Below are 22,150 nucleotides of genomic sequence, written 5' to 3'. Positions count from 1 at the left end.
AGAGAAAAAATCTTTGATTTTTTTAAACTTATGTGCTCTTTTTCCATTTAAGTATTAAACTTAAACTACTAAAGTGTTACAATCTTTTGCATCTTTTGCGGTAAAAAAGTTTAGACAAGTTTAAGAGCCTGTTAAATATTGCTAAATAAAAATTTCACAACTTTTCTTAACTTTCTCAATTAAAATAAACTTTGTTTATTCTTAAATTTAACATTAAGAAATCTTTAGATTCGGCGAAGTCAATTTAAGCTAGTGAAACTGATTCTAATTAAGAAATCAATACATTGATTTTTATTAAGTTTTTTAAGCTAAAGAGGACTTAACTCCTTAATGGTAAAAATAAATTGTAGATTGAAGCAAATCTGTTTCTAATGACTTCTCAATTCATGTTTCCATTATTTGGAAATGGATATATGTTTAAGTACTTGATTTTGAAATGTTAATAAGGGAATTTAACCTGTGTTTTCTCAGACTTTTCGTTTCATTTAATATAAACTACTACTCCAAGATGAGGTGTTAATAAAGAACTTTTTACACAAAAAGTTCTGATAATGCTAAGATTTTAATCGAATAATATTTTAATTCCTTATCCTGATTTTCTGACTCTTATCGCAGTAAAAAGTTCTGTTCCGGCAATAGGGTGTTTAAAATTCCAAAAAATGAAAAAAATTCTTTATTTTGGAATTTTTTTTATTTGGCATGAGGTTTAAGTAATTGAAAATCAGTTGGTTTTTAGAAAAAGCATATTTGTTGATTATGGTATGTTAACCTAAAATAACAGCAAGTATGAAAAATTTATTCTTTTTATTTATTCTTTTTCTAGGGGTAAATAATCTCTATGCAACAGGGGAGCCCTCAACTTACTTTCAAATTTATGTTCCTCCGAATAATGATGCTGTACAAAGAAATGTATGTCTGGTCGTAACTGCCATATACGACGATACAGAATTTAATATTATTGATGATGGCGCAGACGGAGACACAGACGATTCTAAAACCGGAGTACTGAAAGCCGGACAGAGTTACGTCCTCTATATTAAAGACAATGGGATTAACGATGATGCCCGATACGCCTCCGGCGGCGTTTTAAAATGGGACGGAGACTATTTTATTGTAAAGTCCAATAAACTGGTATATGCCTCCCAAAGTACAAACAGCGACTGGCAGCATGACTGGGTTCCGAGTGTGGATAAAAGTTCTATCGGACAAAAATTTATTGTTTATGCTCCCATGATTACCTCTTCTAACAGAGATATTAATGTATTTGCTTACCAGAACAATACGGTAGTAGACTTTTACAAAATCTCTACTCAAGCAAAAACAAATACAGGCTTTACCGATGTTGATGCTGAAAATCCCGTTAAAGTTTTTTCCAAAACACTGAACGTCGGTCAGGATTTAATTTACAGCTTTCCGGAAGGAAGGGATGTGATGATTTCGGGAGAAACCTATATGCTTGTCGCCAATAAGCCCGTAACCATGCAGTACGGAGCCTTATTCGGGAATGAGCGGGACGGAGGAGGATATGTTCCCACATCCAATGGAAGTTCTTCCGGAGAACTGATGTATTTCGCGGTTCCTTATCAGGCGGGAGGCGAACAGGAGATCAGGATCGTAAGCTGGGACAATACCAATACCGTGAAACTGGATCGTTTTGTAAACGGAAACTGGGTACCTGTACAAACCTTCTCTCTCAATCGCTTAGCGGCGGGAGACTGGGTAGGAAAAACCAGTGGAAATGTTTCTTATCCTACCGTGTTCAGAGTTACCTGCACCGCAGGAAAAAAAGTTTCTGTTTTTGAAGGAAACTGGTTTGAAACCGGCTCTCCGGGAACCTCCGACATGGCGACAATGGTTTCTTCTGAAAGCGGAACCACAGCAGGCAAGAAATTCCTTACATATATTGCTCCTCCCGGAAATGAAACCAATGTAACCAATCCTTTAACAGGATCCAAGTATAACGGTTCTTTTTCTCATCTGTATTTATTTTCAAAAACAGGAGCTACCGTTACTGTAAAAGATGCTTTAACCAACGGAACAAAGTTTAGTAAAACATTTACCATAACCCCCGAGAAATATGCAGACTGCTCCATAAGTCTAAATGAATGGAAGGCATTTTATAACGGAACAGGTACAGCGTCAGGACCGGAAAGACCTTATCTGATCGTGGAAAGTAATAATGACATTGCAGTGATGAACAGTAATTTCAACGATAACTGGATGTGTTATACCGGAAGCTCGCTGGAACATTCTTTTACCCAGACAAGCAATGTAAGTGATGATGCACTTATCCCGACCGAACAGGCAACTGTAGTTTCTCAGGTTAAAACGGGCGGGGAAGTAACCAATCCTTCGGTAGAAGTTATCGTACAGGAAGGTCTTAAAGTGGTAGAATCCAAAATCATTAATCCCAATCAGTCTCAGACACAGGGGGTTATTACAGAGCTTAATGATAAAACAAAAGTAGAATACAATAACCTGCCTACTTTACAGCCTAACTCTACGTATCAGATTGAAACTAAAGTTGTGGCAACTGTAGGTGCCAATAACGGAGAATTGGTAGGAACTACCCTTAATTCTACCGTTGAAACCGTGGTAACAGGAAAAGTGAACGGAGAAACGCAGCAGTCTACCATCGCTAATTCTGTATCTGTACAGACAACCAATACGTCCAAACTTATATTTTCCCGTCTGGAAGATCCTGTATTTGATTCTTACACCTCCAACTCATGGACCATCAGTTGGGTAGACATCAATAATGACGGATATGATGATATCTATATTACAGATATGGGACTTACAGCGCCTAACCGAATCTTTATGAATAATAAGACCGGAGGCTTTACAGCAGGGCAGGTTTTGCCTGAAGACGGTATTTCTATGAGTAATACATGGGCAGATGTGGATAATGACGGAGATGAAGACTTATTGGTTCTTAATAATACAAGAAATCCCAACCGTTTTTACAGAAATGATAACGGTACATTAGTCGCAGACAATACCAAATCTTTTACTCAGGATGTTTCTTATTATCATGGAGGAGCATTTGCAGACTATGATAATGATAACAAAGTAGATGTATTTATGTGTAATTATTTCCCTACAAAATACAATGAGCTGCACAGAAATACAGGTAGCGGAGGCTTTGTAAAAGAGCAGGCAGATGCCATTCCGCTGGAAGCCAATTCTTCTCTTGGACCAACATGGGCAGATTATGACCAGGACGGACTGATGGATTTATTCGTTCCTAATGGCAGCGGAAATAAAAATTCACTATTCCATAACGACGGAAACGGAACCTTCTCCAAGAAAAATAATATCATCAATCAGGAAGGCGGAAAATCTGTAGGAAGCTGCTGGGGAGATATTGATAATGATGGCGATTTGGATCTTTTTGTTACCAATTCCAACAGCACAACCAATTTCCTGTATAAAAATTTAGGAAACGGCAATTTCCAGAAAATTACCAATTCTATTGTTAATCAGGGAGGAAGTTCTCACGGATGCAGCTTTGCAGATATAGATAATGACGGAGATTTAGATTTATTTGTTACCAATGACCGAATCAGAAAATTCCTTTATTTTAACGACGGAAACGGGAATTTTACTGAAAACAGAGACGAAGCGATTACCTATAATTTCGGACTTTCTTTCGGACACGCATGGAGCGATTACGATCATGACGGCGATCTGGATCTTGCCGTGGCAACCCATTCTAATCAGAAAAACCATATTTTCGTCAATAACGGAAATACGAACAAATGGTTAGAAATTAACCTGAAAGCCACTGAAAGCAATGGTTCTGCCATCGGTACAAAAATATTTGTAGAAACAGGCAGTAAAACACAGATGAGAGAAGTAAACAGCCAGAGCGGATTTGGAGGACAAAGCAGCTATACACAGCATTTTGGACTAGGAAACGCAGCAACCATCAATACGATCACCGTTAAATGGGCAAGCGGAATCATTCAGAAGCTGACGAATGTTTCTGCCAACCAAATACTCGAAATCGTAGAACCTCAGCAGACAAAAGTTTCCGGTATCGTTTATTTCGACAGCAATAATGATGGCGTGAAGCAGGATAGCGAACCTACCGTTTCAAGAGCGGCTATTAAAGTGGTGCCTACGAATGCCAAAGTATACTCCAGTGATAACGGAACCTTCAGTTTCTATACGACACAGAATGATGTGGAGCTGAAAATTTTAGAAGAAAACGGATTAAGTGCAGGGTCTAAAGTTTTTGATCTGACCAATTATCAGCCTTCCCAAAAAATATTTATCGCTGCAAATTCAACCTGTAACGATACAGATTTAAAAATAAATATGGGAGGAACTGCTATCCGTAAAGGATATACCAATAATCAGTTCAAAATTGTGGTGAGCAATCAGTCCAGAAATACATCCAATTCAAGCGTTATAAACTTTACCATACCTTCATCTGTAAATATTATCAGTCCGTCTTCACCAATTGCGCAGCAGGAAAGTTTTGTGGCAAACTCAAAAAACTATACGCGATATTCCTGGAGCGTGGGATCTCTGAATCCTTTTGGCAATAAAATAATCAGTTTTATGACCGGTACAGATGCATCTGTTTTAGTTGGAGATGAATTAGATTTTAAAGGAGAAATTGTAAATCCATCTGCAGACTGTAATTTAGACGATAACCTACTGATGCAAAATTACAACGTATACGGAGCCATAGATCCTAATGATATTCTGGTTTATCCGAAGGGGTATGGAGAAGAAGGATATATACTGCCGGATCAGATGCTTACTTATACCATCAGATTTGAGAACGTAGGAAACTTTGCTACTCAGAATGTATCGATTATAGATGCAATTCCGCAGGAATTAGACATCAATACCTTTAAACTGGTATCGGCAAGTCATGATAACGTATCTGCGGAAATTATAGATAACAAGATTACCTTTAAACTGGAAAATATATTTTTACCGTCTACTTCTGTAGACTCAGACAGATCTCAGGGCTATGTTACCTTCTCAATCCTGCCTAAAAAAGGATTAAAAGAAGATACGAAAATTAAAAACAGTGCATCTATTGCATTTGATGATGAAAATCTTCTGAAAACCAATACGGTAACCAATACCATCCAGTCTAAAGCACAGGAACAGGAAATGACAGTAGTTCATCTGTATCCGAATCCTGTAAACGATGTAGCATTTATAAGACTGGAACACAGAAAAGGTGCGGAATATACAAGAAAAAAAATAATAAGAGCTGAAGTTATTGATGTTAACGGAGTGCTTATTCTGGAAAAGAATTTCAGTCCTTCAGAAGAAGTAAGAATCGATCTTCCATTACAAATCAAAGGATACTATTTACTGAAAGTTACAGATTCTGAAAATAAATCATATACAAAGAAAATGGTGGTTAAATATAGAGAATAATAATAATTAGTTTTCCCAACTCTGCATCCCAAGTCAGTTTTAAAATGGCAGAGTACAATGTTTTCATGTTAAACCATTCGAGAGATCGAATGGTTTTTTTGCATTAAAAAATGGCAGTGTATTTAAATCTGATAATGCTTAGGAATTATAACATCAGTTTCAATAATTTCTTAAAGAATTTTATTTCAGAAAATGAAATATCATAAAAATACTTTGTCGGTTTGCGGCTCAAAATTCTTAAAAGTGTGAAAATTTTCAGAGCATATTTTACAGTTGAATATTTATTTAAGGTTAAAAATTTTAGGATTAACTGATATAAAATGTTAAATAATTCATAATTCAATTGCTTAAAAATAAGCTCATCTTTCTGCATAAAAATGATTTCATGTATTGTGTTTTGTTGGTTAAATAATTGGTAATTAATAATTTAAATATGTATATCAAATGTATATACATATTATTTATGAACTAATTGTTAACATTTTTAATTTAGGCAGAAATGATTCATGAGCAGATTTTATATCTCTATGAATAATAAACATGAATAGAAAATTATATATATAATGAAAAGAATATTATTTTTTTTGGCCTGTATCGGCGCTCATCTTTCCCACGCTCAGGCACAAAAAGTTGAGGTGGCGAATAATGCCGACGGACAAAAATTAGAAGTAAACGGGAAGCCTTTCATTGTAAACGGAATGAACTGGGATTACTATCCTGTCGGAACCAATTACAACTATTCCCTTTGGAAGCAGTCTGATGATTTCATCAAAAAAGCTCTGGATGATGAAATGGGACTTCTGAAAAATATGGGCGTAAATACCGTAAGAATCTACACCGGAATTCCTGCAAAATGGATTACCTACATCTACGAAAATTACGGAATTTACACTATGCTCAATCACTCCTTCGGAAGATATGGTCTTACCGTGAACGGATCTTGGGTAGTAAATACAGATTATGCAAATCCTGCAACACAGGAGCTCTTACTGAAAGAAGCAAAAGAACTTGCAGAGCAGTATAAAAATACACCGGGACTTTTGCTTTACCTTTTAGGAAACGAAAACAATTACGGTTTATTCTGGGAAGGAGCAGAGACAGAAGACATTCCGGTGAAAGACAGAAAATCTACCCAGAAAGCAGTTGCCATGTATAAGCTGTTTAATCAGGCGGCTCTGGAAATGAAATCCGTAGATTCCGGTCATCCAATTGCGCTGTGTAACGGAGATACCCTGTTCTTAGATATCATTGCCAAAGAATGTAAAGATGTAGATATTTTCGGAACCAATGTCTATCGCGGTGCTTCTTTTGGCGATCTTTTCCTGAAAGTAAAAACAGAATACGGAAAACCGGTACTTTTCACAGAATTTGGGGCAGACTCTTTTAACGAGCTTTCTCAAAAAGAAGATCAGGATGCACAGTCGTATTACCTGCTCGGAAACTGGCAGGAAATTTATGAAAATGCAGCCGGTATGGGAAAAGCAGGAAATGCTCTGGGAGGATTTACGTTCCAGTTTAGCGACGGCTGGTGGAAATACAAACAGACCGAAGATCTGGATGTACACAATACCAATGCTTCATGGAGTAACGGAGGATACATCAGAGATTACCGGAAAGGTGAAAACAACATGAACGAAGAATGGTTCGGGATCTGCGCCAAAGGAAAAACAGATGCTACAGGACATTACCAGTTGTATCCCAGAAGTGCATATTATACTTTAAAACAGGTTCATCAGTACAATCCTTACGAAAGTACCCAGATGAAATCTTCCGGTGCCGTTAAAAACTATTTTAATGACATCAACATTACCGATGCAAGTCTTAGAGCAAGAGGAGATAAAGCTGCTCTGAAAGGAGAAAGCAATGATCTTATCAGAATCAGCAATCTGAGAGCAGATTTTTCAACCTTCAGTACAGGAGGAAGTCTCATCACCACACCGAAAGAGAAAACAGATGCCTATACATCCTATCCGAACAGACAGGGTTTTGATCATATGGAATCCTATTACGTGGGAGTAGAAGGAAATCCGACTGCCAATATGAGAGCCAATGTGAATTTTAATATTCTGGGAAATGTGGCAGAAAATCCTATCGACCAGATATTTTATGAAAACAGGGGAAGAGCCATTCAGGTAATGAATGCAGACGGAACCACAACCACAATGAGAGATCTCAACAGAATTCAGGTCTACAACGCAAGTTATACCTGGAATCAGAAATATTTTGATCTCCACGGATTTTACAGAACAGGGCATTACCATTGGGGATATGAAGGCGATATTTTCGGTTTGTATCCTGAAGCCAATTATGGTCCTAATATGGACATCTACAATGGACAGGCACCATTCGGTTTTGAATTCACCGGAAAAAAAGAAATCAACGGGCTGAAAGTAGCTTTCGGACCTGAACTCTGGTGGGGAGCGAATCCTGCATTATTGGTGAAATATTCAAGAAAAGCAGGAAAATTCGATCTTACAGGAATCTATCATGAAGATCTTGATCAAAGAGGAGATACACAGAGTTCATTTGCCATTCCTCAGCCTAAAACAAGAAGAGTAACATTAGCAGTTCAGAGAAAATTCGGAAACTTCGGAGTTGATCTGGGAGGAATCTGGGGCGGACAGCCGCTTAACGGAAGAACATTCCAGTTATACAGAGACGGAAATATTTATCAGGATCAGATCAGCGGCAAAGACAATTGGGGTGGAAAAGCCAAATTTACCTACACCGGCGGAAAATTCAACTGGTACGCCCAGGGAGCGATGATGGGGTTGGTTGCCAATGGAGGAGCAGATTACACGCAAACCTTTACCGGATGGAGACTAAAAGACAGCGGAAGCGGAAACCAGTATAACGTCCTTTCAGGATTTACCTACAACATCGGGAATTTCCAGATTGCGCCTAATTTCCTTTGGCAGAAACCGATCGAAGGTCCGGTTCCGGCGAATGCACCTGCACCGGGAAGACCAAGAAACATACTGGAAGATCCTTTTGTGGTAAGAGCAAACCGCGAGCAGACCGCAGGAGAAATCCTTTTCACGTATGATCCTACTCCGGCTACATGGATGTATGCTTGGGACAGTGATAAAACAGAAGATGCACCATTTGCATTCAGTACAGGATTTGTATACAGACATTTGCCGACAACACAGGATGCTGCAATAGGAATTTTACCGGACGGAAGAACCACTTTCGCATTTCCGGGAGCTGCACCGGCAGCCAATCTTTGGGAAGCCAATGCAAGAATTGTTTCTAAAGTAAGCTCAGACTTCGGAGTGATAGCTAATATTTACGGCGGAACGGCACAGGCAAATGGAAGCGATACCAGAAAAATCGAAAGATTCGGACTGGAGTTGAGAACCATTTACAAAAAATTAAAATTTGTTACCGCATTCAAGCTGAACGATTGGGGACCTTATGATTACCACAGAGATTATAACCTTACTTTCCCGATGCAGCTGATGGGAGATCTCTCCCTTGAAATAGGAAAACCGGAATGGTGGATTCTTCCGGGAACAAGAATCGGAGTTCGCGGGACGTACAGAACTTTAGATCAGTATTCTCCGAGATACGCCCCTACATATACCATTAACGGAGCGGGAAACTGGGTTCCTGATCCTACTGCAATCGGGTTCCCGAACGGAAACGAATGGGAGATAAGAACGTATATTCAAATCAACATCGGTAAATAACTTGTACAAAAATGAAAAATATATTTAAACATACATTTACAAGAGTAATATTAAGTGCTTCACTTTTAGTTGCTTTTGGCTGTCAGAGAGACATCAGCGAACTTGAACCGGCAGAATATTCCAAAAATCCGGAAGTTTTTATAGATGCCTTCAGTTCAGGACTTAATTATTCGGCATTCGGAGGATCGGATGTAAAAGCATTTGATGTAGACACCCAGGTAAAATATTCAGGAACCACTTCCATGAAATTTGCCGTTCCGGATTATGGAAGTCCCGAAGGAGCTTACGCAGGAGGATCATTTTACACCTCTGTAGGAAGAGATCTTTCAGATTACAATGCATTAACATTCTGGATCAAAGCAACTCAGGCTGCCAATATAGACGTGATTGGTTTTGGTAATGATCTCGGCGAAAACAAATATCAGGTATCCCTTTCCGCACTTCCGGTGAATACCAACTGGAAAAAAGTAATCATCCCGATTCCTGATCCTTCAAAACTAAAAATGGAAAAAGGAATGTTTTTCTATTCCGAAGGTCCCGAAAACAACAAAGGATATACCTTTTGGGTAGATGAGGTGAAATTCGAAAAGCTCGGAACCATTTCCTATCAGTCAGCTTCCATTCTGAACGGAAACAACAAAACGATCACTTCATTTGTAGGTGTAAATAATAAAATCGACGGACTTACCGCCGCTTACAGTATGCCCAACGGAGCAACACAGGCGGTGAATCTTACTCCGTATTATTTCAATTTTAAATCTTCCAATACAGCAGTAGCCTCGGTAGATCAGCTTGGAAATGTAAATACAATAGGATCCGGTTCTTCCGTTATTACGGCTACTTTAGGCGGTAATACAGCAAATGGAAGCCTTACCATTAATTCTTCAGGAAGTTTTGTTCATGCACCTGTACCGACACAGCCTTCCAATAAAGTCATTTCTATTTTTAGTGATGCCTATACCAATGTTCCTGTAGATTACTACAACGGATACTGGGCTCCATATCAGACCACACAATCGGCTGATTTTACAGTGAATAATGACCACGTCCTTAATTATACCAATTTTAATTTTGTGGGAATACAGTCCAGCAACCCGACAGTAAATGCCAGTTTGATGTCTACTTTACATTTCGATTTCTATTTTCCCAATGCTATTGCTTCCGGAGCTAATTTAAAAATTCAGGTGGTAGATTTCGGAGCAGACGGAGTGTATGGAGGAAGTGATGATAAAACGGGTGAATATACCATTGCCGGAACTTCTCTAGCTTCTCAGGTCTGGAAAAGTTTTGATATTAAACTTACTCAGTTTACAGGGCTTAGCACAAAAGCTCATATCGGGCAAATTGTTTTTGTGGGAACCAATATTTCCGGTTTTTATGCAGATAACATCTATTATTATAATGATGGAAGCATTATTCCTGCAACGCCAACTGCGGCTGCACCTGTGCCAACTCTTCCTGCGGCCGGTGTATTGTCTGTTTTCAGTGACTCGTATACCAACGTTTCGGGAACAGATTTTAATCCGAACTGGGGACAAAGTACCGCCGTTTCCCAAACAGCGATTGCCGGAAATAATACGTTGAAATATGCAGGTTTAAACTATCAGGGAACCCAGTTTGCAAGCCCGCTCAACGTTTCTTCTTACGGATATGTTCATATAGACTACTATACTGCCAATTCTACTAATCTTAATTTCTATCTCATCAGTCCTGGACCTGTAGAAAAAGCGTACGCGCTTTCCGTTCCTTCCGGAATTGGTGCCAATACCAATGGCTGGAAAAGTGTGGACATCCCGCTTTCTTCCTTCTCTCCGGTTGTACTCAGCAACATCATTCAATTCAAAGTAGATGGAAACGGAGATATTTTCTTTGATAATATTTATTTCCACAACTAAAATTTTAAAAGAACAATTATGAAATATTTATCTAAAAATAAAATTGTACAACTTCTGGCTGTTCCTGCATTTCTGTTTTCGATGAGTGCATGCGATCGGGAATCTGTACAGACATTGCCCGAAAGAAACTTTGAAATGGTCTGGAGTGATGAATTTAACGGTACTGCGGGAAGTCTTCCGGATAATAAAAAATGGACATTCGATTTAGGAAACGGAGACAACGGATGGGGAAATCAGGAATTGCAGTCGTATACCAACTCCACCAGTAATGTTTCTTTAGACGGAAATGGAAATTTAGTAATTACCGCAAGAAAAAACGGTAATGCTTTCAGCTCTGCAAGGGTAAAAACGCAGGGACTTTTCTCCCATGCTTACGGAAAAATTGAAGCCAGAATCAAAACACCTTACGGTCCCGGAATCTGGCCTGCTTTCTGGATGTTGGGCGATAATGTAAATACTGTAACATGGCCGCAATGCGGAGAAATAGACATCATGGAACTGAAAGGGCATATCCCGAATGTAGTCTACGGAACGCTTCACGGTCCCGGATATTCCGGCGGAAATGCAAAAACAAAAGCGTATGGATTGCAGAATGCCAGATTCGATCAGGATTTTCATGTCTTTGGGGTAGAATGGCAGGAAAACCAGATAGACTTTTTTGTAGACGGATATCTTTATCATCGCGTAAAATCTTCGGATGTTTCAGGAGAATGGGTGTACAATCATCCTTTTTTCCTGATCCTTAATGTCGCAGTGGGAGGGAACTTCGTAGGATTTCCAACGGACAGCACCTCTTTTCCGCAAAGTATGTACATCGATTATGTAAGAGTTTACAAAGCAAAATAATTTTTCAAACAAGAAAACCTCACAGGTTTTTAAAACCTGTGAGGTTTCCCCATAAAACAACATTTTTATACCATTTTAACGAAGGAAATTTTTCCTTCGGAAGGGCTTTACAAACCAAATTCAAAAATAATTCATCAAAATTTCATTAATGCAATCCACGATTTCCCATATCGAATCCTCTTTAGAAACTGTAAAAATTAACCACGAAGTTTTTTTTAAAATCTCCGATGCAGAATCGTTGCGTCCGTTTTTTATGACCATCGTCAGCGATTCCAATCATTGGATGTTCGTTTCCAGCAATGGCGGACTTTCCGCAGGGAGAAAAAACTCAGAATTTGCCCTTTTTCCGTATTATACCGATGATAAAATCACCGAATCGGCAGAAATTACCGGAAGCAAAACGATGGTTCAGATTCATAAAAAAGAGGAAATTATCGTTTGGGAACCTTTTTCCGTTCGCAATGAAGCGCAATTTCACACTTCGAGAAATGTCTATAAAAACGAATTCGGAAACAAGATTATTTTTGAAGAAATCAACCACGATTTAGCACTCGCTTTTTCCTACGAGTGGAACAACAGCAGCGAATTTGGGTTCGTCAAAAAATCTAAAATTAAAAATTTAGCGGCTGTAAATCAATATATAACCGTTTTAGACGGACTGCAAAATATTTTACCGTACGGAATCGGAAGCAATTTGCAAAACCGTGTCAGCAATTTGGGCGATGCCTACAAACGTACCGAACTCGACGCAACATCCGGACTCGGAATTTTCGCATTGAGTGCCATTATTGTGGATAAAGCCGAACCAAGTGAAGCCTTGAAAGCAAACACCGTTTTTTCCATCGGGACAGAAAATCCAACATATTTGCTGTCTTCACTTCAGTTGAAAAATTTCAGAAAAGGCGAAAAAATTACACAGGAAAACGATATTAAAGGCGAAAAAGGAGCCTATTTTATTCAGCAGGAATTAGAATTAAACACAAATGATGAGAAAGAATGGTGGTTTATCGCCAATGTGAATCAGTCGCAATCCAATGTAATCGGTTGGATTGAACGCATTAAAAACGAAAAAAATCTTGCTTCAACTATCCAAAAAGATATTGATTTAGGCACCGAAAATCTCAAAAAATTAGTCGCTTCTGCCGATGGATTGCAGTTTACCAAAGACGATCTGCGAGACAGTCGTCATTTTTCCAACACGTTGTTCAACATTATGCGTGGTGGAATTTTTGATGACAATTACACCATCGAAAAGTGGGATTTTTCCAAATATTTAGAAAAAGCGAATCAAAATATATTCAATCATTCAAAAGGAATTTTAAATAATCTTCCAGAAAAATTTAATCTTTTTGAATTAAATGAATCGTTAAAAAATACAGAAGATGCTGATTTCATAAGATTGGCTAAAGAATATTTGCCGCTCAAATTTTCCCGCCGTCACGGCGATCCTTCCCGTCCCTGGAACAAATTTTCCATCAATACCAGAAGTGAAATCGACGGTTCTAAAATCCTCGATTATGAAGGAAATTGGAGAGATATTTTCCAGAATTGGGAAGCTTTGGCGCATTCCTATCCGTATTTTATCGAAGGAATGATTTTTAAATTCCTCAATGCCACAACTTTTGATGGGTACAATCCGTATCGGGTAACCAAAGACGGTTTCGATTGGGAAACGATTGAAGCAGACGATCCGTGGAGTTACATTGGTTACTGGGGTGATCATCAGATTATTTATCTGTTGAAGTTTTTAGAATTTGCCGAAAATTATTTCCCTAATTCTTTGGAAACACTTTTAGACAAAGAATATTTCGTGTACGCCAATGTTCCGTATAAAATAAAATCCTACGCCGAAATTCTGAAAAATCCGAAAGATACCATTGATTTTGATTTCGATTTGGATTCAACAATTCACGAAAGAAGAAAAGAAATCGGCGCAGACGGTGCTTTGCTTTGTGACGAAAACGGAGACGTTTTGAAAGTGAATTTCACCGAAAAAATATTGGCAACCGTTCTCGCCAAACTATCCAATTTCATTTTGGAAGGCGGCATCTGGATGAACACGCAACGTCCGGAATGGAACGATGCCAATAACGCTTTGGTTGGAAACGGAGTTTCGATGGTGACGCTGTATTACTTAAGAAGAATGATGAAATTCTTCCAGGCTGTTTTTGAAAATTCGGCTTTGGAACACGTACAAATCTCCAGCGAACTGGTCGATTTTTACAAAAAAATACGAGAAGGTTTTCAGGAAAATCTTCATTTACTGGAAGGAACGATCAGCAACGAAGACCGCAAAAAAATCCTCGATCTATTTGGCGAAGCCGCTTCGGAATATCGAAATCACGTGTATCAGAAAGGATTTTGGGGTAAAAAACGAACCGTTTCTTTGGAAGGGTTAAGAAGATTTACCAACCTTTCGTTACAGTTTTTGGAACATTCCATCAAAGCCAACGAAAGAAAAGACGGTTTGTATCACGCGTATAATTTGATGACTTCTAACGAAAAATCGGTGGCGGTTTCGTATCTCAGCGAAATGTTGGAAGGACAGGTTGCGGTATTGAGTTCCCAATTTCTGACTTCCAAAGAAGGCTTAAAAGTTTTGGACGCATTGAAAAATTCGGCTTTGTTCCGCCCAGATCAATACAGCTATTTGTTGTATCCTAACAAGCAATTGAAAGGATTTTTAGAAAGAAACCGCATTCCGGAAAATTTGGTCCAGCAATCAGCATTGCTTCAACAATTGGTTTCCGAAAAAAATACCCAAATCATCGAAAAAGATGTGATAGGAAATTATCATTTCAATGGAAATTTCAAAAATGCAGGAGATTTAGAATCAGCTTTAGATGATTTAAAGGTTGAAAATCAGGAAAAAGCCTTGATTTTAGAAATCTTTGAAGAAGTTTTTAATCATAAAGAATTTACAGGAAGAAGCGGAACGTTCTACGGTTACGAAGGTTTAGGCTCCATTTATTGGCATATGGTTTCAAAATTATTGTTAGCGGTAATGGAAGTTTGCCAAAAAGCCATCAACGAAAATGCTTCGCCCGAAACCGTGGGAAGATTACTGGAACATTTCTACGAAATCAACGAAGGAATCGGCGTTCACAAATCTCCAGAATTGTACGGCGCATTTCCAACCGATGCCTATTCGCACACGCCATTTGGAAAAGGCGCACAGCAACCGGGAATGACGGGACAGGTAAAAGAAGATTTAGTAAGCCGTTTCGGAGAATTGGGAATCGTAGTAAAAGACGGACAATTGCAGTTTAAACCCGATTTATTAAGAAAAGAAGAGTTCATAACCGAAGAAAAAACCATCGAATATTTTGATGTACAATCCAATGCTTCATCGTTGAAATTACCCGAAAATTCCTTGTTTTTTACCAAATGCGAAGTTCCGGTTATTTATGAAATTTCGGAAAACGAAAGCGTAGAAATTTTTAATGAACAGTGCGAAGCAAAAATAGAGAACAGTTTAACCATCAATCAAGAAGACTCCGAAAACATCTTTAAAAGAAACGGAAAAATCTCTTTGATTAAAGTGAAAATTAGAAAAGAACAGTTGAAATAACGAAAAAAATAATTGTTGTCTGATAAAAAAATGTAATTAACAGGTCGCTCCTACGGAGCTTTTTACCGAAGAATACAAATTTCCTATTAACAGTAAGTCCCGATGGGACTTAATACAGCTCCTTTAGGATCGTACTGTCAATAGAAAATGGAAGCGTGAATGCAAAGCTCCGTAGGAGCGACCTGTTAATCTATCTCATAAACATTTAAATGGTTGAGGTGAAAATTCTTTTTATCGGGCAACAATGAAAAAATTTCAATGATTAATGAAATTATTCCGTGTAATACCAATCTTTTTTTTGACCTATTTAATGTCGTGTAACAGTATGCAAAACACAATCAAAAATAAAAGTGCATCCGAAATTTTGGGAAATCCCGATTATTTAGCGATGTCGTACGGTGGTTACCGAACCAATTCCAGAAGAGTGCAGCCTACCGTTTCGCAGTTGAAAGAAGATATGAAAATCCTTTCGGCGATGGGTGTGAAAATCATCAGAACGTACAATGTGCATCTTCCGGAAGCCGTAAATGTGCTGAAAGCGATTAAAGAATTGCGTCAGGAAAATCCTGAATTTGAAATGTATGTAATGCTCGGCGCGTGGATCGACTGTAAAAATGCGTGGACAGGTTTTGAACCCAATCACAACGAAGAAAGCGAAAGAAACGCCTCTGAAATTGCACACGCGGTAGAATTGGCAAACGAATATCCGGAAATCATCAAAGTGATTGCCGTAGGAAACGAAGCGATGGTAAAATGGGCAACCGCCTACTACGTGCAGCCTTCCGTGATTTTGAAATGGGTGAATCATTTGCAGGATTTAAAGAAAAAAGGAGAATTGCCGAAAGATTTATGGATTACCAGTTCCGACAATTTTGCAAGTTGGGGCGGTGGCGACAAAGAATATCACACCAAAGAACTCAATGAGTTGATCAAAGCGGTGGATTATATTTCGATGCACACCTATCCGATGCACGACACGCATTACAACCCGATTTTTTGGGGAATTTCGGAAGATGAATTTCAATTTTCCAAAGAAAAACAACTGGATTTGGCGATGAATCGCTCTGTGAATTATGCAAAATCGCAGTATAATTCGGTAAAAAAATATATGCAAAGTTTGGGCGTAGAAAGACCGATTCACATTGGCGAAACCGGTTGGGCAACATTCTCCAATGAGCTGTACGGAAGCAACGATTCTAAAGCAGTAGACGAATACAAAGCCGGAATTTTTTACCACAAAATGCGCGATTGGACAAATGAAGCGGGAATTTCCTGTTTTTATTTTGAAGCCTTCGACGAACCTTGGAAAGATGCCGGAAATTCAGGTGGTTCGGAAAATCATTTCGGATTGTTTACCGTTGACGGAAATGCAAAATATGCAGTTTGGAATCTGGTGGATGAAGGTGCGTTTAAAAAACTAAAACGGGACGGAAACACCATTCAGAAAACCTTTAACGGAAATCTGGAACGATTGTTAGATTCTGTGGAAATGCCTCCACACCGCGAATTTGAAAAACAATTGTTGGAAACGAAATGATGATTTTCAGATGATTCAAAAAGGTAATGCTCTCGCAGATTTAGCTAATTGGGCAGATTTATTTAAACTTTTTTAATCTGTGAAATCTGTACAATCAGCGAGATAAAAAAAACATTTGGAAAACAAATCCAAAAATATGAAAACAAAAATCTTACATATCGCCTTAATAACCAGTTTGATGATGAGTTGTCAATCTCAAAAATCGTGGAAAACAGTCATCTACGAAACCTCTGCAAGCGGAAATCAATTAACCAAAATTGATGCGGTAAAGCCTGTTGAAAATTCAGTTAAAATTAAGCTCAATCCCGAACAGAAATTCCAAAAAATTACGGGATTTGGTGGTGCTTTTACCGAAAGTTCTGCGTATTTGCTCAACCAATTAAGCAAGGCAAACCGGGAAAAAGTGTTGCAATTGTATTTTGGGGAAGATGGAGCCAATTATTCTTTAACCAGAACCACAATCGCTTCCTGCGATTTTTCTCTGAAACATTACACCTACGCTCCGGTTGCAGACGATAAAGAACTGAAACATTTTTCGGTACAGGAAGATATGAACGATTTGGTTCCGATGATTAAAGACGCGCAGAAAATTTCAAAAAATGGGTTTAAAATACTGGCTTCACCGTGGACTTCACCGCCTTGGATGAAAGATAACAATGCGTGGATCAACGGTAAATTATTGCCGCAATACAACGAAACCTTTGCACTCTATTTTTCAAAATATTTAACTGAATATAAAAAATTGGGCATTCCGATTTGGGGAATTACTGTAATCAACGAACCCCACGGAAACGGCGGAAACTGGGAAAGTATGTTGTTTACCCCAAAAGAAATGACCGATTTCGTGGAAAATTTCTTAGGTCCGAAATTAGAAAAAGACGGCTACGGAAACGTGAAAATTTTCGGCTACGACCAAAACCGTTCTGAACTTAAAAACTGGGTAGACGAAATGTACCGCTCCGAAAAATCTTCCAAATATTTTGCAGGAACAGCCATTCATTGGTACGACAGCACCTATAAAATTTTTGAAGACGAGCTGCAATATGCGCATCAGAAAAATCCGTCAAAACACTTAATTCAAACTGAAGCCTGCATAGACGGCGATATTCCGAAATGGAAAAATGATTCGTGGTATTGGAGCGCAGAAGCGACAGATTGGGGATTTGACTGGGCGAAAGAAGAAGAAAAATATCTGCATCCGAAATACGTTCCGGTTTTCCGTTACGCAGGAGACATCATCGGTTGCTTGAACAATCATGTTGATGGCTGGATCGATTGGAATATGGTTTTGGATAAAAACGGCGGTCCGAATTGGTTTAAAAACTGGTGTGGCGCTCCGATTTTGGTAGATCCCGAAAAAGACGAAGTGTATGTAACGCCTTTATACTACACGATGGCGCATTTCAGCAAATTTATTCGTCCCGAAGCCGTAATAATTGGTTTTGAAAATCCTGATTCTGATTTAAAAATTACAGCTGCTAAAAATCCCGACGGTTCGTTTGCGGTGGTGGTTTTCAACCCATCGGAACAGGCAAAAAATATCGAAATTTCCTTAGAAAATCAAAAGATTCCGGTTCGCATCAGTGCAAAAGCATTGCAAACGGTTCATTTAACTTTTTAATTAAAAAAACACATAAGAAAAATGGCAGATCAAATCAAAAAATCAGCGAATAAAGTTCCAATCGGTCAGAAGGTCGCTTTTGGGTTGGGAATGTTGGCGAACCAAATGTTTCCTGCAATGATCGGGATTTTCACCGTTGTATTGGTAGAGAAACTCGGCTTTAGCGGATTTTTGTTGGGCTTAACCTACTTTATTCCTAAGTTTTATGACGCTTTGTTTGATTTGATTATGGGATATGTAAGCGATAATACCAAATCGAAATGGGGAAGAAGAAGACAGTATGTTTTGGCTGGAGCTATTATTTTAGGGATTTCGTTTGCTTTGATGTGGCAGTTGTATGCTGAAAATGGCGTTACGTACAATTTTTGGTACTTTTTGGTGGTTTCACTTATTTTTTATTCAGGACTCACTATCTTCAGTATTCCTTATGTAGCAATGGGTTACGAAATGAGCGATGATTTCCATGAGCGCACCAATATTATGGCGACTTCTCAGTTGATTGGTCAGTTAGCTTGGGTGGTTGCACCTTGGTTTTGGGTAATCATGGCAGATCAGTCCTTATTTCCATCCAGTGATGTGGCGGTAAGAACATTGGCGGTTTATGTTGCTATTGGTTGTGCCATTTTAGCGGCAATTCCGGCATTTTTTATTCCGAGCAAATCGACACTCCACGAAAACTACAGCCCGATTGATTTGAAAGGAATTTTAGGAAGTTTCGGCGAAATAAAAGAAGGATTGAAAGCTTCGGTAGAAATTAAACCGTTCAGAAAAATATGTATTGCTACTTTTTTAATATTTAATGCATTTCAGACTACAGCAGGATTTTCCTACTTCATCATCAAATATTATTTGTTCAAAGGAAATGAAGAGGGATTTGGATTATGGCCCACTTTATTCGGAAGTGTAGGCGCAATTATTACAACCGTTGCAGTCATTCCTATCGTGGCAAGAATGTCGAAAGTAATGGGGAAGAAGAAAGCATTTTTGGTTTCTCAGGGCATTTCAATCGTTGGTTACATTTTACTGTATTTACTTTTCGTTCCGGGCAAACCGTATCTGTTTCTGTTTGCGTTGCCGTTTTTCTCGTTCGGAATCGGGAGTTTGTTTACCTTAATGATGTCGATGACTTCGGATGTAATCGATATTGATGAACTCAACACAGGAAAAAGAAGAGAAGGAAGTTTAGGCGCCATTTATTGGTGGATGGTAAAATTCGGAACCGCTGTTGCGGGCTTATTAAGTGGGATGATTCTTTCTCTGGTCGCTTTTCAATCCAATGCCGCTACACAAACCGATGAAACGATGTTTTGGTTAAGAATTTTCTTTGTTGGAATTCCTATTCTTGGAACTTTGACTGCCATTTGGACCATGAAAAATTATGATGTAGATGAAGCCAAAGCCAGAGAAGTAAGAGATTTGTTAGAAAAAAGAAAAGCCCCAAAACCTTCAGGATACGGTGCCAACAATGTTTTGGAAGGAATGAAACTTACCGGACTTTCCAGAGCGCAATTGCAACAGAAATTCTCACAATATTATTTCCCGACGGTCGATTACACCCATATTGAAAGTATAAAAACCGAATTTTCAACGGTTTTCAAAGCAGGAATGAGCGGAATTTGTTTCAGCATTTTTACCGAAAAACAATTTCCGGGAGACTTCATTACCGAAGAGCAAATCAGAAAACGCCTCGAAGTATTAAAACCTCATACGCAATGGATCAGGGTATTTTCTTCCACCCACGGACACGAAAATATCCCGAAAATCGCCAAAGAAATGGGCTTCAAAATATTAATGGGAGCTTGGATTGGCAAAGATGAAACCGAAAATCAGCAGGAAATTCAGTCTTTAATTCAATTGATCAAAGAAGGAAATGTAGATATCGCCGCCGTTGGAAATGAAGTGCTTTTCCGTGGCGACCAAAACGAAGAAACTTTATTGGGTTACATTCAACAAGTTAAAAATCAAACACTGAATGTTCCTGTAACGTATATCGATGTATATTATGAAATCATTAACCACCCGAAATTGGTAGCGGCAAGTGATAAAATTTTAATCAATTGTTATCCTTTCTGGGAAGGCGCATCCATAGAAAATGCAGGAATGTACTTGCAGGAAATGTATCATCAAACCCAAAAAATTGCAGGCGGAAAAGAAATCATCATCGCAGAAACCGGTTGGCCAAGTAAAGGTGAAGCCGTACAACATGCAGAACCATCTCCCGAAAATCTGATGAGATACTACATCGAAGCCCAGAAATGGGCATCAAAAGAACAAATTAACCTATTTTATTTCTCTTCTTTCGATGAATCTTGGAAAATCCATTACGAAGGTTGGGCAGGAACTTCGTGGGGATTGTGGGATGCCAATGAAAATTTCAAATTTTAAAAAACAGAGAAGAAATATCAGACTAAATCATCAATCATCATTTATCATTCATCATCACAATAATCTTTAGAACATGTCATACAGAGCAGAGCAGTATTTATCCTTACCCAAGCAAAATCAGGATAATTACATTCAAGGAAAAACCGAAACCGAAAAAAAAGATTTGTTCAGAGAAATTCTGTACAACGGCGTTCACGGCTTTTGTTTCAGTTTATACGAAGACGGACAAAAACCCGGTGACATCATTTCCGAAGAACAGGTTCGCCGAAGAATGGAAATCCTGAAACCACACACTTCGTGGGTTCGCTCGTTTTCCTGCACCGAAGGCAACGAACACATCCCGAAAATCGCCAAAGAATTTGGAATGAAAACCTTGGTCGGAGCGTGGTTGGGCGACGATCCCGAAATTAACGAAAGAGAAGTGGAAGGATTGATAAAACTTGCCAAAGAAGGTTTTGTAGATATTGCAGCAGTCGGAAATGAGGTAATGTACCGCAAAGATTTGTCCGAAGACGAGTTGCTGGATTTTATTAATCGTGTAAAAAAAGAAATCCCCGAAATTCCGGTAGGTTACGTAGATGCTTATTATGAATTCACGATAAAACCAAGAATTACCGAAGCTTGCGATGTTATTTTGGCAAACTGTTATCCATTTTGGGAAAGTTGTCCCGCCGAAAACTCGCTCAATTATATGAAGCAGATGTATGAGCAGGCAAAACAGGCAGCCAATGGAAAACCAGTCATCATCTCCGAAACAGGTTGGCCAAGCAAAGGAGAAGAACTAAAAGGTGCTTTTCCATCAGAAAAAAATGCACTGGATTATTTCATCAGTACCCAATTGTGGTGTATGGATGAGGAAATCGACTGTTTCTATTTTTCTTCTTTCGATGAATCCTGGAAAATAGGTCCCGAAGGCGAAGTCGGCGCACATTGGGGAATTTGGGACAAACACGAAAAGTTGAAGTATTGAGGAGAAGGAAGAAGGAAGATGGATGCTGGAAGTTGGAAGATTGAAGTTTTTTGTGCTGTTTCATCTGTCAGAAGTTTATCCTGAGCCTTTCGAAGGATTACCGTTTTTTTCTTTTCCGTTGCCTGAGCGAAGTCGAAGGCAACGAAAAAGAAAAAGAAAAAGAGCTCCATTCAAGTCGGGTTGCGAAAAATTCGAACTTTAAAAATATAGACTTGTTTCATCTA

The 22,150-nt window shown here is 38.7% G+C and carries 9 protein-coding genes; all 9 read left to right on the top strand.

The window, feature by feature from the left end; all coding sequences use genetic code 11:
* The first annotated feature begins 786 nt into the window (after positions 1-786).
* The 9 genes from AC52CF_RS17065 (at position 787) to AC52CF_RS17025 (ending at position 21,926) form a co-directional block, all read left to right on the top strand.
* Positions 787-5,409, top strand: coding sequence for an FG-GAP-like repeat-containing protein (locus AC52CF_RS17065; protein ID WP_496517444.1), 4,623 nt, complete (start codon positions 787-789; stop codon positions 5,407-5,409).
* Positions 5,410-5,972: 563 nt separating this feature from the next.
* Positions 5,973-9,101, top strand: a complete 3,129-nt coding sequence (locus tag AC52CF_RS17060; protein WP_496517443.1) for a glycoside hydrolase family 2 TIM barrel-domain containing protein — start codon at positions 5,973-5,975, stop codon at positions 9,099-9,101.
* 11 nt (positions 9,102-9,112) lie between these two features.
* Entirely contained in the window at positions 9,113-10,996 is a 1,884-nt protein-coding gene (locus AC52CF_RS17055; RefSeq protein ID WP_336731851.1) for a glycosyl hydrolase family 16, read from the top strand.
* Positions 10,997-11,014: 18 nt separating this feature from the next.
* Positions 11,015-11,842: a glycoside hydrolase family 16 protein gene (locus tag AC52CF_RS17050; protein WP_496517442.1), complete on the top strand. Its 828-nt coding sequence runs from the start codon at positions 11,015-11,017 to the stop codon at positions 11,840-11,842.
* Between the two features lie 148 nt (positions 11,843-11,990).
* Complete coding sequence (locus AC52CF_RS17045) at positions 11,991-15,413, top strand: 1,3-beta-D-glucan phosphorylase, GH149 family (RefSeq protein ID WP_496517441.1); 3,423 nt, start codon at positions 11,991-11,993, stop codon at positions 15,411-15,413.
* Positions 15,414-15,738: 325 nt separating this feature from the next.
* Entirely contained in the window at positions 15,739-16,950 is a 1,212-nt protein-coding gene (locus AC52CF_RS17040; protein WP_496517440.1) for a glycosyl hydrolase family 17 protein, read from the top strand.
* 136 nt (positions 16,951-17,086) lie between these two features.
* Positions 17,087-18,571 carry a glycoside hydrolase family 30 protein gene (locus tag AC52CF_RS17035; protein WP_496517439.1) on the top strand — a complete coding sequence of 495 codons (1,485 nt, stop codon included), beginning with the start codon at positions 17,087-17,089 and terminating at the stop codon, positions 18,569-18,571.
* A 21-nt stretch (positions 18,572-18,592) separates the two neighbouring features.
* A complete protein-coding gene (locus tag AC52CF_RS17030; RefSeq protein WP_496517438.1) occupies positions 18,593-20,956 on the top strand; it encodes an MFS transporter in 2,364 nt (787 codons plus the stop codon).
* Positions 20,957-21,029: 73 nt separating this feature from the next.
* The gene (locus AC52CF_RS17025; RefSeq protein WP_496517437.1) at positions 21,030-21,926 is read left to right on the top strand and encodes a glycoside hydrolase family 17 protein; all 897 of its coding nucleotides are present in this window, start codon (positions 21,030-21,032) and stop codon (positions 21,924-21,926) included.
* Positions 21,927-22,150: the final 224 nt, after the last annotated feature.

Source organism: Chryseobacterium sp. 2P (assembly GCF_059579425.1).
Note: the sequence above shows the minus strand (reverse complement) of the source record. Positions and strands in the feature narration are given on the sequence as shown.